This window comes from Campylobacter concisus (genome assembly GCF_902460535.1).
Classification (GTDB): domain Bacteria; phylum Campylobacterota; class Campylobacteria; order Campylobacterales; family Campylobacteraceae; genus Campylobacter_A; species Campylobacter_A concisus_AS.
Genome location: NZ_CABPTV010000004.1, coordinates 183,699 through 199,402, shown reverse-complemented (window position 1 = coordinate 199,402; position 15,704 = coordinate 183,699). Strand labels below are relative to the sequence as shown.

At 40.5% G+C, this 15,704-nt stretch carries 20 protein-coding genes; 5 read left to right on the top strand and 15 right to left on the bottom strand.

Annotated elements, in window-relative coordinates; translation table 11 throughout:
- Positions 1-30: 30 nt before the first annotated feature.
- From FZ945_RS04860 to FZ945_RS04805, 12 genes are all read right to left on the bottom strand, one after another.
- Positions 31-1,203 carry a tRNA nucleotidyltransferase/poly(A) polymerase-related protein gene (locus tag FZ945_RS04860; protein WP_148802918.1) on the bottom strand — a complete coding sequence of 391 codons (1,173 nt, stop codon included), beginning with the start codon at positions 1,201-1,203 and terminating at the stop codon, positions 31-33.
- Positions 1,163-1,570 carry a CiaD-like domain-containing protein gene (locus tag FZ945_RS04855; RefSeq protein WP_148803156.1) on the bottom strand — a complete coding sequence of 136 codons (408 nt, stop codon included), beginning with the start codon at positions 1,568-1,570 and terminating at the stop codon, positions 1,163-1,165. The genes FZ945_RS04860 and FZ945_RS04855 overlap by 41 nt, the downstream gene beginning before the upstream one ends.
- Positions 1,567-1,812: a hypothetical protein gene (locus tag FZ945_RS04850; protein ID WP_002941772.1), complete on the bottom strand. Its 246-nt coding sequence runs from the start codon at positions 1,810-1,812 to the stop codon at positions 1,567-1,569. The genes FZ945_RS04855 and FZ945_RS04850 overlap by 4 nt, the downstream gene beginning before the upstream one ends.
- Entirely contained in the window at positions 1,809-2,876 is a 1,068-nt protein-coding gene (leuB, locus tag FZ945_RS04845; RefSeq protein WP_148802916.1) for a 3-isopropylmalate dehydrogenase, read from the bottom strand. Before leuB ends, FZ945_RS04850 begins: the two co-directional genes overlap by 4 nt.
- A gap of 9 nt (positions 2,877-2,885) precedes the next feature.
- Positions 2,886-3,371: a 3-isopropylmalate dehydratase small subunit gene (locus tag FZ945_RS04840; RefSeq protein WP_148802914.1), complete on the bottom strand. Its 486-nt coding sequence runs from the start codon at positions 3,369-3,371 to the stop codon at positions 2,886-2,888.
- 97 nt (positions 3,372-3,468) lie between these two features.
- Positions 3,469-4,362: a DUF4299 family protein gene (locus FZ945_RS04835; protein WP_148802912.1), complete on the bottom strand. Its 894-nt coding sequence runs from the start codon at positions 4,360-4,362 to the stop codon at positions 3,469-3,471.
- 17 nt (positions 4,363-4,379) lie between these two features.
- On the bottom strand, positions 4,380-4,622 hold the full coding sequence (locus FZ945_RS04830; protein ID WP_262367160.1) for a hypothetical protein: 243 nt from the start codon (positions 4,620-4,622) through the stop codon (positions 4,380-4,382).
- 17 nt (positions 4,623-4,639) lie between these two features.
- Positions 4,640-5,239: a LysE family translocator gene (locus FZ945_RS04825; protein WP_148802911.1), complete on the bottom strand. Its 600-nt coding sequence runs from the start codon at positions 5,237-5,239 to the stop codon at positions 4,640-4,642.
- A gap of 273 nt (positions 5,240-5,512) precedes the next feature.
- A complete protein-coding gene (locus FZ945_RS04820) occupies positions 5,513-6,004 on the bottom strand; it encodes a DUF1877 family protein (RefSeq protein ID WP_148802909.1) in 492 nt (163 codons plus the stop codon).
- An 84-nt stretch (positions 6,005-6,088) separates the two neighbouring features.
- Positions 6,089-7,105, bottom strand: coding sequence for a type II asparaginase (locus tag FZ945_RS04815; protein WP_021089551.1), 1,017 nt, complete (start codon positions 7,103-7,105; stop codon positions 6,089-6,091).
- Between the two features lie 115 nt (positions 7,106-7,220).
- On the bottom strand, positions 7,221-7,556 hold the full coding sequence (locus tag FZ945_RS04810) for a branched-chain amino acid transporter permease (RefSeq protein ID WP_148802907.1): 336 nt from the start codon (positions 7,554-7,556) through the stop codon (positions 7,221-7,223).
- Positions 7,553-8,215 (bottom strand): AzlC family ABC transporter permease, encoded by a 663-nt coding sequence (locus tag FZ945_RS04805; protein ID WP_148802905.1) that lies wholly within the window; start codon positions 8,213-8,215, stop codon positions 7,553-7,555. Before FZ945_RS04805 ends, FZ945_RS04810 begins: the two co-directional genes overlap by 4 nt.
- 147 nt (positions 8,216-8,362) lie before the next feature.
- On the opposite strand from FZ945_RS04805, the gene FZ945_RS04800 reads away from it, so the two are divergent.
- The 4 genes from FZ945_RS04800 to FZ945_RS04790 all read left to right on the top strand — a co-directional run bounded on the left by FZ945_RS04800 (position 8,363) and on the right by FZ945_RS04790 (position 10,595).
- Positions 8,363-9,322: an SEL1-like repeat protein gene (locus FZ945_RS04800; RefSeq protein WP_148802903.1), complete on the top strand. Its 960-nt coding sequence runs from the start codon at positions 8,363-8,365 to the stop codon at positions 9,320-9,322.
- Positions 9,323-9,331: 9 nt separating this feature from the next.
- Entirely contained in the window at positions 9,332-9,454 is a 123-nt protein-coding gene (locus FZ945_RS10130; protein WP_262367158.1) for a hypothetical protein, read from the top strand.
- Between the two features lie 67 nt (positions 9,455-9,521).
- Positions 9,522-9,761, top strand: a complete 240-nt coding sequence (locus FZ945_RS09770) for a hypothetical protein (RefSeq protein WP_187424161.1) — start codon at positions 9,522-9,524, stop codon at positions 9,759-9,761.
- Between the two features lie 90 nt (positions 9,762-9,851).
- Complete coding sequence (locus tag FZ945_RS04790) at positions 9,852-10,595, top strand: tetratricopeptide repeat protein (RefSeq protein ID WP_148802901.1); 744 nt, start codon at positions 9,852-9,854, stop codon at positions 10,593-10,595.
- A gap of 121 nt (positions 10,596-10,716) precedes the next feature.
- Here the strand turns inward: FZ945_RS04790 and flgG are convergent, their stop codons facing one another.
- Positions 10,717-11,505, bottom strand: a complete 789-nt coding sequence (flgG, locus tag FZ945_RS04780) for a flagellar basal-body rod protein FlgG (protein ID WP_002942100.1) — start codon at positions 11,503-11,505, stop codon at positions 10,717-10,719.
- Between the two features lie 15 nt (positions 11,506-11,520).
- Complete coding sequence (locus FZ945_RS04775; RefSeq protein WP_148802898.1) at positions 11,521-12,330, bottom strand: flagellar hook-basal body protein; 810 nt, start codon at positions 12,328-12,330, stop codon at positions 11,521-11,523.
- Between the two features lie 149 nt (positions 12,331-12,479).
- On the opposite strand from FZ945_RS04775, the gene rpoD reads away from it, so the two are divergent.
- A complete protein-coding gene (gene rpoD / locus FZ945_RS04770) occupies positions 12,480-14,333 on the top strand; it encodes an RNA polymerase sigma factor RpoD (RefSeq protein WP_148802896.1) in 1,854 nt (617 codons plus the stop codon).
- Between the two features lie 499 nt (positions 14,334-14,832).
- Here the strand turns inward: rpoD and FZ945_RS04765 are convergent, their stop codons facing one another.
- Complete coding sequence (locus tag FZ945_RS04765; protein WP_187424160.1) at positions 14,833-15,588, bottom strand: flagellin; 756 nt, start codon at positions 15,586-15,588, stop codon at positions 14,833-14,835.
- Between the last annotated feature and the right edge of the window lie 116 nt (positions 15,589-15,704).

Genomic DNA, 15,704 nt, shown 5'->3' with positions numbered 1-15,704 from the left:
GCTAAAATGGGCTTTTAAGAGTTTTAAAGATTAAGATTTTCTAAATTTGCGCTCGCTAAGATAGTTTGAAATTTCAAGCTCTTGTCTGCGTTTTATCTCAGCGGCGATCATTTCATTTTTAAAGCCAGCCGCCAAGATCTTGCTCACATCGACCTTTGCGTCAAATTTAGCCTCGTATACTCCGAGCTCTTTTGCACGTTCTATGCGCTCTTTGCTGTAAGCTCCCAGCCATGATTTTAGTGGCATATTTAGAGCAATTTGCAGTAGCTCGCTATCACTTGGCATGTCTTTAAAATATGGCTCTTTTAAGATAGAAAAATAGCTCTTTGGCAGGCGCATTTTCTCTAAAATTTCCTTTGCGTCAAGCTCAAATTTACCAAAAAGCATATACAAAAACAGCCTCTCGTCATCTACAAATTTTCTAGCACTTTTAAGTTCGTACAAAAACTCATCACTTTCGCAAATATCCACGCCAAAAATTTCCCTAAAAAGCTCAAGCTTAAAAAGGTAAAACGCCCCCTTTTCAAGCTCCTTTGCTCTAAAAAATTTAATGAGTTCGGTATTTATCCTATCCTTGCTTAGATGCGCTAGATCAAGCGTTTTCATAAGCTCTAGCGTCTCGTCCGCTATGCTAAAATCAAGCCTAGCGCTAAACTGCACGCCCCTAAGCACCCTTAGCGGATCCTCTTTAAATTTCTCACTATCTATGTGCCTTAGCGTCTTGCTTTCAAGGTCCTTTTTACCGCCATGAAAGTCTAAAATTTCGCCGTCAAAGATATTCATCATCATGGCATTTACCGTAAAATCACGCCTAAGACTTGCAAGGCTAGGATCGTTTATGTAGCTTACAGCAAAGTCTTTGTGAGAATTTCCAGTCTTACTCTCGCTTCGTGGCAGACCAAGATCGTAGTTTTTGTATTTGTAGATGAAGTAGCTTTTGCCAACACCGCTAGCCTTTATGTTAGCCATCAGCTCGTCAAATTTGAGAGGGTCGATGTCATAAACTTCAATGTCATAATCATAAATTTCTCGCCCCAAAAGCGCATCTCTCACGCAGCCGCCGACTAGATAGACACGCTTGCTAAATGGAGCAAATAGTGATCTAAAAAAGTCTAGCTCGCTATTTTTGTAAATTTCTGTCCCAGTTTTTGCCTCAAATTTATTATTTTGAGAGATTTTGGAGTCTATTTTCGATGTTTGCAAGGGTAAATTCTAAAAATTTAGTCGTTAGCTCGAGCCTTTGGCTAAGCTCTTGCTCGCTAGTTTGCTTAAGCCCTTCAAAAAGCACCTCGATGCGTTCAGCAAGGTTTGCTAAGAAAATTTCCTCCTCGCTTATCTCCCTGCTCTTTGGCGAAATTTGCGCCACCTTTAGCTCCGACTCGCTTTGCACGCTTGCCTCTACTTTTGGCTCTTCAAGCACATGCTCTTCTTCAGATTCTATTGTTAAAAGCTCTTTTTTTAAATTCTCCCTTTCGAGCTCTTCTTGCTTTTTGTTTTGCAGCGCTTCTATCTTCTCAAGCTCGGCGCTAACCTCACTAATGGCCATCCTAGCGATATCATCAAGCTTCATAATCTTATCAACCACCTTTTAAATTCATTTATCTCTTCGTCACTTTTCATCCTGATAAAAAACTCTTTCATCTGCTCATTTTTTATAACGCGCTCTTTGCGAAGTCCGCTCAGGCGGTTTATCGCGCTAAGGGCATCCTTGTTTGACGGGTCTTGTTTTAAGATGTTCTTGTAAATTTCAAGCGCATCATCTTTTAGTCCCTGCGCCTCGTAGATCAGTGCTTCAGTGATCGTGTTTTTCATTTTTTGATAAATCCTGCTATCACGTCGCCTATCTCGCTTGTTGAGCAAATTTCAACTGCGTTAAAAGCGGCGATATCTTTTGTTCTATATCCCTTTGCAAGCGCTGTTTTTACGGCATTTTCTATCGCATTTGCAGCTTCGCTCTCACCAAATGCGTATCTTAGCATCATCGCTGCACTTAAAATGGTCGCGATCGGATTTGCTATGCCCTGCCCTGCGATGTCTGGTGCTGAGCCGTGGATAGGCTCATAAATTCCCACTTTACCGCCCATGCTAGCACTTGGTAAAAGTCCTATCGAGCCACAAACCATGCTCGCTTCGTCACTTAAAATGTCGCCAAATAAATTTTCAGTAAGTATGACGTCAAAATTTGCTGGCGCTCTTACTAGCTGCATCGCTGTGTTATCGACATACATAAAGCTAAGCTCTACTTCAGGATAGCCCTTTGCCACCTCGCTAGTCACCTCACGCCAAAGCTGACTTGTCTCAAGCACATTTGCCTTATCGACCATGCAGACCTTTTTCTTGCGAAGCATAGCCGTCTCAAAGGCGATCTTTGCGATGCGCTCGATCTCAAATTTAGAATAAAGCATCGTATTAAACGCTCTATCTTCGCCTTTTTCACGTGGCTGACCAAAATAAAGCCCACCAGTTAGCTCGCGAACCACGACAAAATCAACGCCCTTTAAAACCTCTGGCTTTAGCGTGCTAGCATCTACTAGCTCGTCAAAGATGATGGCTGGGCGTAAATTTGCATAAGCTTCTAGCTCTTTTCTGATCTTTAAAAGCCCGCTCTCTGGCCTTAGGTGTCTTGGCAGGCTGTCCCATTTCTCGCCGCCGATCGCTCCAAAAAGCACAGCGTCGCTACTAAGCGCAGATTTTAGCGTCTCATCTGGTAATGGCTCGCCAAAAACGTCGTAAGCTGCGCCGCCCATAAGCTTGTAGTCGTACTCAAATTTGATACCAAACTCAGCACTTACGACGTCTAAAACCTTTATCGCCTCGTCGATGATCTCAGGGCCGATGCCATCGCCTTTTATAACGCAAATTTTATAGTTTTTCATCGCCGCTCCTTAGCTCATCTTCGCTTTTGCGTATTCGATAAGGCCACCAGCGTTTAAAAGCTCTTGCATAAATGGAGGGATAGCGTTAAATTTATACTCTTTTTTTGTGCTTTCATTTACGATGACACCGTTATCTACGTCGATCTTTAGCGTATCGCCCTCGTTTATCTCATCAGTCTCTTTGATCTCAAGTATCAAAAGCCCTGTGTTAAAGCTATTTCTGTAAAAAATCCTCGCAAAGCTCTTAGCCACAACAGCTGCTATGCCAGCCTCTTTTAGCGCTAGCGGGGCGTGCTCTCTTGAGCTACCGCAACCAAAATTTTCGCCAGCTACGATGATGTCGCCTTTTGCTATTTTTGAGCTAAATTTAGGATAAGCGTCTTCCATGATGTGTTTTGCTAGTTCTTTTTCGTCTGAAGTGTTTAAATATCTTGCGGCGATGATGATGTCAGTGTCGATGTTATCGCCAAATTTCCAAACTTTGCCTTGTTTCATTTTTAACCTTTAGTTTTGTAAATTTGGGCTGATTTTAACCAAAAGAAGCTAAATAAATAATCAAAAAGCCAAATCAAGCGCTCCAAAAGCCCTAAATTTAAGCCTTTGCCCTTTGTAAAATCTCTCTCATCTCATCCTCGCTAAGTGGCTCAACTAGCACGTTTGCAGCGTCGATGAAGCGGTATTTTGCTTTTGGTAAATTTGCCATGAAAGCTCCATATTCACACTCATCAAGCACATGTGCGTCGTTATCGTGCACACCCACAACTAGCGTTAGCACCCAACGTGAGACCTTGCGCTCCCCAAGTGCCTCTTGCGCCTGCCATGACGGAGCTGGAGCGTAAGGCAAGATGGTCGGTAAATTTTCACTAAGAGTATATGTGCCAAAGATTTCGTTGCCGTCTTTGTCTTGATAGAGGTGCTCTTTTGCACTGTATGCGTCAAGATACTGCACCTGTCTCATCATCTCATCAAATTTAGCCGCAGGGCTGGCACTGGCAAAAATTTCATCTACCATAACCGCGTCAAACGCCACGTCTCGCCCCGCGCCAGAGATATAAAGCGTTTGATTTTTCTCTTTTATATCTTTTAACGCTTCAAGTCCAGCTGCGATGTCAGCCTCGTAGTCAAATTTTAAAATTTGCTCACTATCATAAATTTTTTCGTTGTCGCACTCTATTTTTGAGCCAGTTTGAGCCGAGAGCTTTGAGAGTAGCTCAAGTGCGATCTGCCAGTCGCCGACGCCACTTGGAGTATAAACGCGCACGATATACTCGCCATCTTCGTAGTTTAGTTCAAAGCCACGAGCGCTCTTTTGCCACACGCCTGCTATCATCACGTCAGCACCCAGCTCATTTGCGCTTGGCTCATCTTGCTCGCTGTTAAAAAAGAAAAGCCCCTCAACAAGAGCTGAAATTTCACGCTCACTAAGCGCCTTTGCATATCCGCCAAGCAGCTTCTTTTTGTTTTTTACACTAAATGTCAAACTCATAAATTCTCCTTTTTGCTCTAAAATGTCATCACCTGATCGCACTCTCTCACCCACTCGGACAAGATATCCATGCTGCCTTTCACCTCAGCCTCAAAATAAGACTCTCCCACATGCAAACCGCATCTTGTTTGGCAGCTACCACAAACCTTTAGCATCGTCACAAGACCCGCATCGTAGTTTTTCTGGCTTTTTGGTGCTATTTCACGCAAGATAAACTGCTCATTTGGTAGTGCAAAGTTGGAGAATTTTAGCCAAATCATGTAAAAAGGGGATAAATTTATCTAAAAAGTAAAAGCACGCCGATCGTGCAGACGATGACGGCGGTGCAAATTTCAAGTAGTCTTAGGTGCGTTTGTAAAAATTTCTTTAGCATAGCTCCGCCAAGTGAGTAGATATTTAGCGATAAAAACTCGATGAAAACGAGCGTTACAGTGATAACGCACATGCGAACTAGGCTAAATGGGGCGTCTTTGTCTAAAAATGTAGGCAGCAAGGCTGATAAAAATATCCACGCCTTTGGGTTTGAGACGCTAACGATGAAGCCATTTATAAACATCTGCTTTTTGCTTGGCAAATTTGAGACATTTGTGATGCTAAGCTCGCCCTTACCAAAAAAGAGCATAGCGCCAAGATAGAGCATATAAAGGCCTGCGATGATATTTAGCGCCTTAAATGCGTACTCAAAGTGATGAAGCACCGCGCCTACGCCCAGCATACAGCTAAACGAGACAAAAGCAAGTGCTAAAAGCTGCCCAGCCATCACGAAAAATGAGTGCTTGTATCCAAGACTCATGCCAACGCTCATCGCATAAGTCATGTTGATACCTGGCATCATCGAGATCGGGAAAATCGTGACAAAAAAGAGCAAGAAATTCATAAGAGACCTTGAAATTTTAATGAAATGCTAAATCAAAATCTATAAATTTATGATAAAAGAGCGCTTTATTAGCAAATTTAGCCTGCTTTTGGACGTGAGAAATTTGGCTTTTGGTGCTAGACATATAAATTTAATAAATTTAGCGCAAAAACAAGGGCGACTTTGTGTGTGTTTCGCAGCCTAGATGACAAATTTAGCTTTTGCCACGTAGGCACTATAAATTTAATTACCACAAAGGCTGGCTAAATTTAGAGCAAAATAGCCCCACTAAATTTAGGCTATTACTATCAGCACACCAAGCCCTTTGTCGGCGGCTTTTTGATAAAAATTTAAAAGCCCGGCAAAATGCTCTTTTAGCTTTTCTTTTATATTTTCAAATTCACTCTCACATCCAAAAATATCAGGATATGTCTTTGAGCTAGCAAATTCTTTTAAATTTATATTTGCCAAAAGTGCATTGATATCAACATTTTTCAACGCCTCAGCCACCTCTTTTACATCCAAAGCGTTAGTATAAGAGATCATCTCGCTTAGCTCTTCATTTAGCGCACTTCGCCCAAAAATAGCCCAGCTAAAAGGCTCCTTTGAGCTAAAAATGTCGCCAGCCTTAAGCCTCTGCTTGAAATTTTTGCCAGTTAGCATCTTACACATCGCGTCCCACATCTTATCCATGTCGTATTCGTCCAAAAGCTCTCCGCCGCCGCCATTTTTGATCTTTTCTATATCATCTTGCAAGTAGGCGTAGTAGTGCGCGCTAATCCCCATTTTAGAGCCTTAAATTTAATGTGAATTTTAAAAAAGAGAGGGCGGAGCTATAAATTTAATAGATCCGCCACAAGAATTAAAAAATTAATGAGTTAAGAAAAACTCTTGAATTTTAGCCTTATCGCTTGTTTTTGTAAGGGCAAGCATCAAAAGCACTCTAGCTTTTTGAGCATTTAGGTTGTCGCTTGTTAAAAAGCCGTATTTTGCGTCATCAACTTCGCCATTCATAGTTGTCTCGCCACTTCCCACACGTGAGTCACGAACTACCACTACGCCAGCTTTTGAAGCCTCACCAAGAGCCTCTAGCACGCTAAAGTAAGGGTTGCCGTTGCCTAGACCAGCGCTAACGATGCCTTTTGCGCCGTTTTTAACAGCTACATTTACAAAGTCAGGGTTGTCATTTGCGTGAGAGTAGATGATATCAACTCTTGGAAGCTCTTTTACGCCAGTTAGGTCAAAAGCTGAGCTTGCTGTGTGTTTTCTGATTGGGTTCATATAGTATTTTACGTTGCCATAAAAGACTGTGCCGATCTTGCCGCTATTTGGTGATTTAAATGTATCAACGCCTGTAGTGTTAGTTTTTGTAACCTCTCTGCCAGCGTGAATTTCGTCATTCATAGTGACTACAACGCCCTTGCCTACGCTATCTTTGCTGATAGCTACATTTACAGCGTTAAATAAATTTAGCGGGCCATCAGCGCTTAGTGAGCCGCTATTTCTCATCGCACCTACAAGTACAACTGGCTTGTCGCTTTTGACGACTAAATTTAAGAAGTAAGCTGTCTCCTCCATAGTGTCTGTGCCGTGAGTAACGACGATACCATCAGCTTTGCCGCTATTTAGAAGCTCATTTATTCTATTTGCAAGCTTAAGCCAAACTTCGTTGTTCATATCTTGTGAGCCGATATTTGAAATTTGCTCGCCTTTTATGGTAGCGATCTTGTTGATATCTGGCACGGCTGCGATTAGTTTATCGACCGTAACAGTTCCAGAAGTATAGCTTGAATCAAGCGAGCCTGAGCCGCTTCCAGCTATCGTTCCACCAGTAGCTAGGATGTAGATGGTTGGCTTAGCAACCGCTAAAGTAGCACCTAAAATCATGAGTAACACCGCCTTAAAGATTAAACGCATTTTAGCTCCTTTGCATTAAAATTTGCTAGAGCATTATAACGTCATATATTTAAAAAATTTATTAATTTTCAAAATTTATATTTATTTAAAAAATTCTTATCAAAAGCATATAAATTCCAGTTGAAACGACTATGCTAAGAAGGGCGTTTTTAAACTTTAAATGCACCAAAACAGCCGTAAAAACCGCCACTATTTCGCTTAAGCCGTATGGATACTCGCTAAATTTCGTATCTTTTAGCCCGTAGCAGACCAAAACGACCATTATCATCATACCCATATGCTTCTCAATAGCGTCTAAATAAGGATTTGACTTATAGTTTCTTAACGCATAAAATGGCGTCGCTCTCGTTATAAAAGTAGCTATGGCGCTTAAAAGCACCGCCACAAAAAGCACCATCTCACTTGAGCTTACACTTATCAAATTTTATCCTTAAACAAAAGCAAAAATACAAAACAAAGCGCCATCGAGCCAACAAGCACAATTTTAGCTGGAAATAGGCTCACTCCAAGCACGCCAAAAAAGGCCGCCGCAAAGAGCACGCGGTAGTTTTTATCATTTTTAAACATCTCGATGACGACCACTATAAAAAGCGAGGTCAAACTAAACTCAAGCCCCTTTGTATCGGCCTTTATAAGATCGCCAAGTATCGCTCCAAGCAGCGTGCCAGCCGCCCAGTAAGACCAAGCAAGCAAATTTAGCCAGGTAAAGACAAAGCTGCGCTCACTTGCATCCCTTAGCCCTAAATTTTTAAATATCGCAAAGGTCTCATCTGTTAGCAAAGTGATGTTTAAAAGCCTAAATTTGATCCCGCTATACTCTTTTAAAAGTGAAATTCCATAAAAAGTGTGGCGCAAATTTACAAGGTAGCTCACGATAAAGACCTCAACATAGCTCGTGCCAACGCTAAAGAGTGAGAGCATCATAAACTGCGCTGCGCCGCCGTATGCTAGCGTGCTAAGTGCCACAGCGATAAATGCGCTCACTCCCATGCTTTTTGCCAGCACACCAAAAGCGACACCAAGCGGGAAATAGCCCATAAAGATAGGAATGGATAGTTTAAAAACGTAGTTAAATGTCAAATTTTTACCTTAATAAAAGCCAAAATGTTAGCAAAAATTTAAAAATTTAAATTTTAAAAAGCTTTTTTACTTATAAATTTAATGACCTTTTCGCATTTTAAAACTAAATTTTATAAAATAACAACAAAATTTATAAAGAAAATTTCTATGAAAAAGATAGTTTTACTAATATTTTTAACACTAAATTTAATAGCTTTAACAACAAATCCAAAGATAAAAATCCCTCAAGCAAATAGCTGCAACATCGAGGATAACTGCATCGACTTTAGCCGCAAATATAGCGATGATGAGTATAAAAGGCTATTTGGAGTTTATAAAAGTGAGTGCGAGGTTAAAAATTTAGATGCATGCATCTATCTGGCTGAGTTTTATAAAAATGGGCTTGGCGTAAAAAAAGACATGGCAAAATCACTAGAAATTCTTAACAAAGCTTGCGGTGAAAGCAATAAATTTGCCTGTCACAACCTTGGTGTCGAGTATCAAGAGATGAAAGATCACAAAAAGGCTTTAGATGCTTTTAAAAAGGGTTGCGATCTCACGCTTGTTCAAAGCTGTTTTAACGTCGCAGTTTTATATAATAACGGCGGCGGCGTAAAAAGAGACTACAAAAAGGCTGCTAAAATTTACAAAGAAGTTTGCGAGCAAAATTTCTATGAAGGATGCTACAACCTAGCCGTTTTATACCACAACACCCCAGGCGTAAAGCGCGACTACAAAGAAGCGATAAAGCTTTACAAAAAGGCTTGTGATAGCGACTTTAGCATATCTTGCTACAACCTAGCGAGCTTATATCAAGAGCAAAAAGAGTATGAAAAGGCCAGTAAGCTCTATTTTAAAGCTTGCAAGCTTGACTTTGCCGATGCTTGCAATAACCTAGCCAGCCTTTACGACGATGCTCTTGACGTAGAAAAAGATGATGAAGTGGCGTTTAGGTATTACAACAAAGCATGCAGGCTAGATAGCGCAAGTGGGTGCAAACATCTTGCATACTTTTACTATCATGGTATAGGCACAAAAAAGGATAAAAAGCTGGCAGAAAAAGAGCTTAAAAAAGCTTGCAAGCTAGGCCTTAAAGAGGCTTGCGAGATAGTTAGAAATTTTCACTAAAGAGCGTTTATGAAAAAGCTAATTTTTTCTTTATCTCTCTTTTTGCTTCTAAATGCAGAAAATTTAGACGAGATGTGCCAAAGCGAGGGCGATATAAGAGCAAATTTAACGAGCTGCTACAAAAATTTATAACTCATCAAGCGATGATAAAGATTTTAAAAAGCTAAAAGAGATATTTTTACTAGCTTGCGAAAATGATATGAAAGAGGGTTGCTACAGCGCTGCGCTCAACTACCAAAATAGCTACAACGACGTGGGTAGCGAGCTTAATCAAACTATCATATTAAATAGATACGCTAGATTTCTTAACTACGCGCTTTTGGGTGGCGGCAAAAAAGAGGATAAAACGACTGCCAAAAGCTACTTTACAAGATCATGCGAGCTGGGCTTTAAAAAGGGCTGCGATATGAGAAATTTGCTAAATTCTCTTGGGTATTAAATTTCACATCCTAAACGATAATGAGAATATATTTACTATAAATTTAGACCTTTTTATCTAAACTTATTTAAATTTTTAAAAAGGCAGGCAATGAAAAAGATCGTTTTACTTTTATCTTCTGCGGCTCTTTTGTGGGGCGCAAATTTAGAACATAAAGAGCTTGAGTCTCGGTGCGAAAAGGCTGATACCGCAAGCTGCTACGAGCTTGGAGCTATCTATCAAGAGAGCAAAAACTACCAAAAAGCGGGCGAGTTTTACAAAAAAGCTTGCGAGCTAAAACACGCAAGTGCTTGCAGTAGTGTAGGCGTACTCTACGACATGGACTATATAAAAGATGTAAATAACAAAAATGCAGCCAAATTTTACCAAAAGGGCTGCGAGCTAAACGACGGCTTTGGCTGCGCAAGGCTCGGATTTGTCTATACGCTAGATAAAAACTATCAAAAGTCAAAAGAGCTCTTTTTAAGGGCATGCGAGCTAAAAGATGGCGACGGATACTACGGTCTTGCACTTTTATACTATGACGGAAATGGCGTAAAGCAAGACGCCAAAAAGGCAAAAGAGCTCTTTGAAAAGAGCTGCGACCTAGACGCTCCAGCAGGCTGCAATAGCCTTGGCATGATGCTTCATAGTGGAAAATATGTAGAAAAAGATCAAAAAAGAGCTAGCAAACTCTTTATAAAAGCTTGCGAAATGGGCTTTGGAGATGGTTGTCACAACCTTGGGGTTATTTATTATGAAACAGAAGGAGATAAAAATTTAGCTAAAAAGTACTTTGGCAAGTCCTGCGAGCTAGGCAACGACGAAGACTGCCAAATTTACAATGCTCTATAAATTTAATGCACCTGACTTTTTGGACCCTTGCCTTTTGGGGTCCTGTCCGAAAAGTAAAAAACATCAAGCGTAAAAGCAACGAGTATAAGTCCAACAATAGCCAAAGTCGCGTCCATATCACCTACCTTTTAAGTCCATTTACTATCTCTAACATCGAATCACTCGTAGTTATCGCCTTTGAGTTCGCCTCGTATGCGCGCTGACCTGTGATAAGATCAGTCATCTCTTCAACAAGCTGAACGTTACTCATCTCGACAAAGCCTTGTCTAATGGTGCCAAGTCCGTCAAGGCCTGCTACACCTACCACCACGTCGCCACTAGCGCTTGTTTGAAGGTAGTTATTATCACCCATCGAGTGAAGACCAGCTGGATTTATGAAATTTGCTAGCTCGATCTGACCTATCTGAGCCATGTCTGTTTCACCAGCCTGCAAAACTGAGACGGTGCCATCTGTGCCTATTGAAATTTGCGTCGCATTTGCAGGGACTGTGATCTGAGGGATGAGCTGGTAGCCGTCGCTATTTACGATCGTGCCGTTTGCGTCAAGCTTAAATGCGCCGTTTCTAGTATAAGCCGTCGTGCCGTCAGGGAGTTGAATTTGAAAAAAGCCGTTGCCAGCTATGACCATATCTAGGTTGTTGCTAGTCTCTTTAAAATAGCCCTGAGAGAAAATTTTATTTATCGCTGTTGGGCGCACACCAAGACCTACTTCGATGCCTGTCGGGCTTGTGGTAGTCTGGCTTGTGGCAGTGCCTGCGTACTCCATGACTTGATACATAAGATCGGCAAATTCAGCCCTATTTTTTTTATATCCATAGGTATTTACGTTTGCAATGTTGTGTGAGGTTACGTCTATCTGCGTCTGCTCGGCGATCATGCCAGTGGCCGCGGTGTAAAGTGATCTCATCATAGTTTTATCCTTTTATTAAGCTTTTAGGGCTAGTTTTTGAACAGCATCTTGGTTAAGGTCAGTCATGTGGCTTGTCATAACCTTTTGATACATATCAACTAAGCGTTGGGTTTCTATCAGACCCACCATTTCTAAGACTGGATTTACATTTGACATCTGAGCGTAGCCTTGCATCACGCTATCAGCCTCGTCAAGCTCGGTTATGTCGTCAAAATTTCTCGTTTCAAAGAGATTGTCGCCGACCTTTTTTAGATCTCTTATCTCTCTTGGCTGAGCGATGTAAAATTTAGAAAATTGATTGTTATTTGAGTATAAATTTCCATTTTTATCAGAGGTTAAGACCTCGCCTTGTGGCACTTGGATGCCTCTTTGACCAGGATTTTGCGCCTCATAGCCACTTGGTAACACCCTATAACCCTCTTTTGTGACGATATATCCGTCGCCGTCAAGACTAAAAGAGCCATTTTTGCTTAGTTTTACGCCATTTGGAGTATCGACCAAGAAAAAAGCGTCCTCTCTTTTTACCGCAAAGTCAAGCGTATTTGAGCTGTATTTAAAGCCACCAGCGCTAAAGTCGGTGTATTCTTCGCTCACTTGTGGCACGCGATCAAGCGTTCTGTTTAGAAATTTAGCTCCGTCTTTTGTGTGATTTTTAAGTGGAAGCTCGTCTTGTGTCTCTTTAAAAATTCTCGCAAAGTCGCCGATAACTACGTCATTTCGCTTGTAGCCGATCGTATTTACATTTGCAAGGTTATTTGAGATAACATTTAGTCTGTTAAACTGCGTTACCATGCCAGCTGTGGCTTGATAATAACCATTTTGCATAAATTTTCCTAATCAAAATTTGATTTTTATAGCTACTAAGCAATCATCGTTCCAACTTTCTTTTTATAGACATTTAAAAAATTTTGGGTATAATCCACTTTCTTTTAACCAACACTTAAATCACAATGATACGATTTGAAAGGAAATTTATGAGCGCCGCAAAAGACTCTTTTTCTCAGATAGAAGAGCTTTTTGTTGAAAATGCAAAAGGCTTTTTGACATATGAAAAATTAGTAAAATTATTAGACAAAGCTCCGACGGCTACGATAGTAAAGAAGATAGAACAACTCGCAAAAACAAACAAAGTCCAGCTCATCACATCTGCTGAAGCTGCAAAGCTTAGAAATTTAGCTGACGCCAAAAAACGTCAAGAAAATGCTCAAAAAAGCGACCAAGATATCGACGAGGATCTCGATCTTTCAGGCGAGAGCGACCTTTTAGAGTGGTCAAGATCAGATAGTCCAGTAAGGATGTATCTAAGAGAGATGGGTCAGATCGCGCTTCTTACAAAAGAAGAAGAGGTGGAGATCAGCAAAAGGATCGAGCTTGGCGAAGATATCATCATCGATGCATTTTGTTCGGTGCCGTTTTTGATAGATTTCATACTTGATTACAAAGAGCCACTTATCAATAGAGAACGCCGCGTAAAAGAGCTTTTTAAAAGCTTTGAAGACGAGAGCGAAAATGAAAACGAAGATGGCGAAGAGGATATAGACGAAGAGGAAGAGGAGAACGAAGAGAACGAAACTCCTAAAAAATCAGCCAAAAACGACAAGCGTGCTGAAAAAGTTATAGAGAGCTTTAAAGCCCTTGAAAAGGCTAAAAAAGAGTGGCTAAAGACCGCGAACAAGCAAGATAAAGTAGAAAGTGACGACACAGCTTCAAAGATGACGCTTGCGTTTAAAAAGAAAATTTTAAAAGAGAAGCTGATGGACCTTGGTCCAACAAGTAAGCTAATCAGCGAGATCGTAAAATCAATGGAGACAGCACTAAAAAGTGACGATGAATTTGACAGAGAGCTAAAACGCTTGGAGTATCGCTTACCGATGTTTAGTGACGAGCTTAAGAAAAATCACAAAAGCATATTAAAAGATATCATCAAGCTTAGCAAAGAAGAGATCGCAGCTCGCGTGCCAGAGGCTACAATGGTATCGACCTACGTCGAAATCAAAAAGCTTTTTACGACAAAAGAGGCGAGCAAACAAGGCTTTGATCTTGAGCCAGCAAGGCTAAAAGAAATTTTGGAGCAGATCAAACGTGGAAAGAAAATTTCAGACGAAGCAAAAGCTAGAATGGCCAAGTCAAACCTCCGTCTAGTCGTAAGTATCGCAAAACGCTATACAAATAGGGGCTTGCCGTTTCTTGACCTCATACAAGAGGGCAACATCGGCCTTATGAAGGCGGTTGATAAATTTGAGTACCGAAAAGGCTATAAATTTTCAACCTACGCCACATGGTGGATCCGCCAGGCTATCTCACGTGCGATCGCCGATCAGGCAAGGACGATTAGGATACCTATCCACATGATAGAGACGATAAACCGTATCAACAAAATCAACCGCAAATACCTCCAAGAAGAGGGAAAAGAGCCTGACGTAAGCGTCATCGCAAAAGAGGTCGGACTAAGCGTTGATAAAGTAAAACAGGTGATCAAGATCACAAAAGAGCCTATCAGCCTTGAAGCTCCTATCGCAAACGAAGAGGATGGTAAATTTGGAGATTTTGTCGAGGACAAAACTTCGCTATCACCGATAGATCAAATTTTAAAAAGTGACCTTAGAGAGCAGATCGACGATGTGCTTTCACAGCTAAATGAGCGCGAAAAGGCGGTTATTTCTATGAGATTTGGCTTGCTTGAAGATGAGAGTGACCGCACACTTGAAGAGATCGGCAAGGCACTAAACGTCACTCGTGAGCGTGTCCGCCAGATAGAAAGCTCGGCTATCAAGAAACTAAAACACCCAAAAGTTGGTAGAAAACTCAAAAACTACATCGAGGGCTAACAAGCCCTGCCATTTTTGGGCGTCCGCATCTAAACTCTTTAAATTTATATCCTAGTCTATAATTAAGTTATTTTTGTGACCGAAGTGTGAAAAAGGCTGGTAAGGAATTTAGTGTTTTTGCATGTGTCTATACCCTATTTTGGCATATATATGCTCTTTGTTTGGATGGCTTTTTATCTTTGAGAAATTTGTTAGCTTCTATACCCTTTAAAGGACTTTCTCTTTGAAAAATTTATAGCATCTGTACACAAAAATTGTTTTAAACATTGCATATGGCTATCATCTTAAAGCATAATTAATCTAACCTTCATTTTGAGGGTATACTTGCTATAAAAAAAGTTTCTTCGAGGATATATTAGCTATAAAATTTCAATCAAATTCCAAAAACAATAGCTTAAGAAGCATAAAAAATTTTTAATTTATAAATATATTTTATAACTTAAAAAAATAGAAATAAAAAGTAAAAAGAAAGTTTTACCGGCACAAGACCGGTAAAAATTTATTCGCCTAGAAGTTTATCTAGTTTTGCAGCCAAGCTCGTAGTATCGTGAGCTTTAGCTAAAGAGGCAGCATGTAGCTTTAAATTTGCTTGTAAATTTTCTTCCAAGCTCTTTGCGATGTCACTACTATCAAGGTTTTCTATGCTATTAGCGTTTGCTACGCTTCTAGCAGCTAGAGCGTTCATACCTCTAAATACAGCATTTTGTGTTGAGCCGATCTCTGAGCGAAGTGAATTTATATTTTTCAAAATTTCACCTGAATTTGAGCCGTCCTCTTTCACGTCTAAAAGAGCATTTGTGCTTAAATTTATATTTTTTGTGCCCTCACCTGTGAAAAATCCAAGCTCAGCGTCAAAAACGTTTTTGCCGTTGAATTTAGCCTCTTTTACGCTGTCGCTCATCGCATTTTTAAGCGCATTTATCTCGCCTTTTATACCCTTTTGCTCATTAGCCGAAAGAGCTGGGTTTGAAAGCTTGCTTGATAGCTCACCGATCTTATCCGCGCTCTCGCTTAAATTTAAAAGCGTTGAGTCAGCGATCTGGAGCATGCCTATCATATCGTTTGCATTTGCCATGCCCTCATTTAGGACATTTGTTTGCGAAAGTAAGCTCTCTGCGATTTGCAAATTTGCACCTGATGCTTTGATCTCGCTACTTGCAGAGATGGCGTTTAGCGCCTTTTTCTCGCTATTTTTAGCTTGATCTAAATAATAGTTTCCTGAAGCCTGGTTTGCAGTATAAGTTCCTAACTTCATATCAACTCCTTTTTTAGTAGTTTCGTGATGGATTTTACTATAAATTTCATAAAAAGTTGCAAAAATATTTCTTAAAGCAAAAAATATTATAAAAAGAATTTAGAAAAAAGCCATTT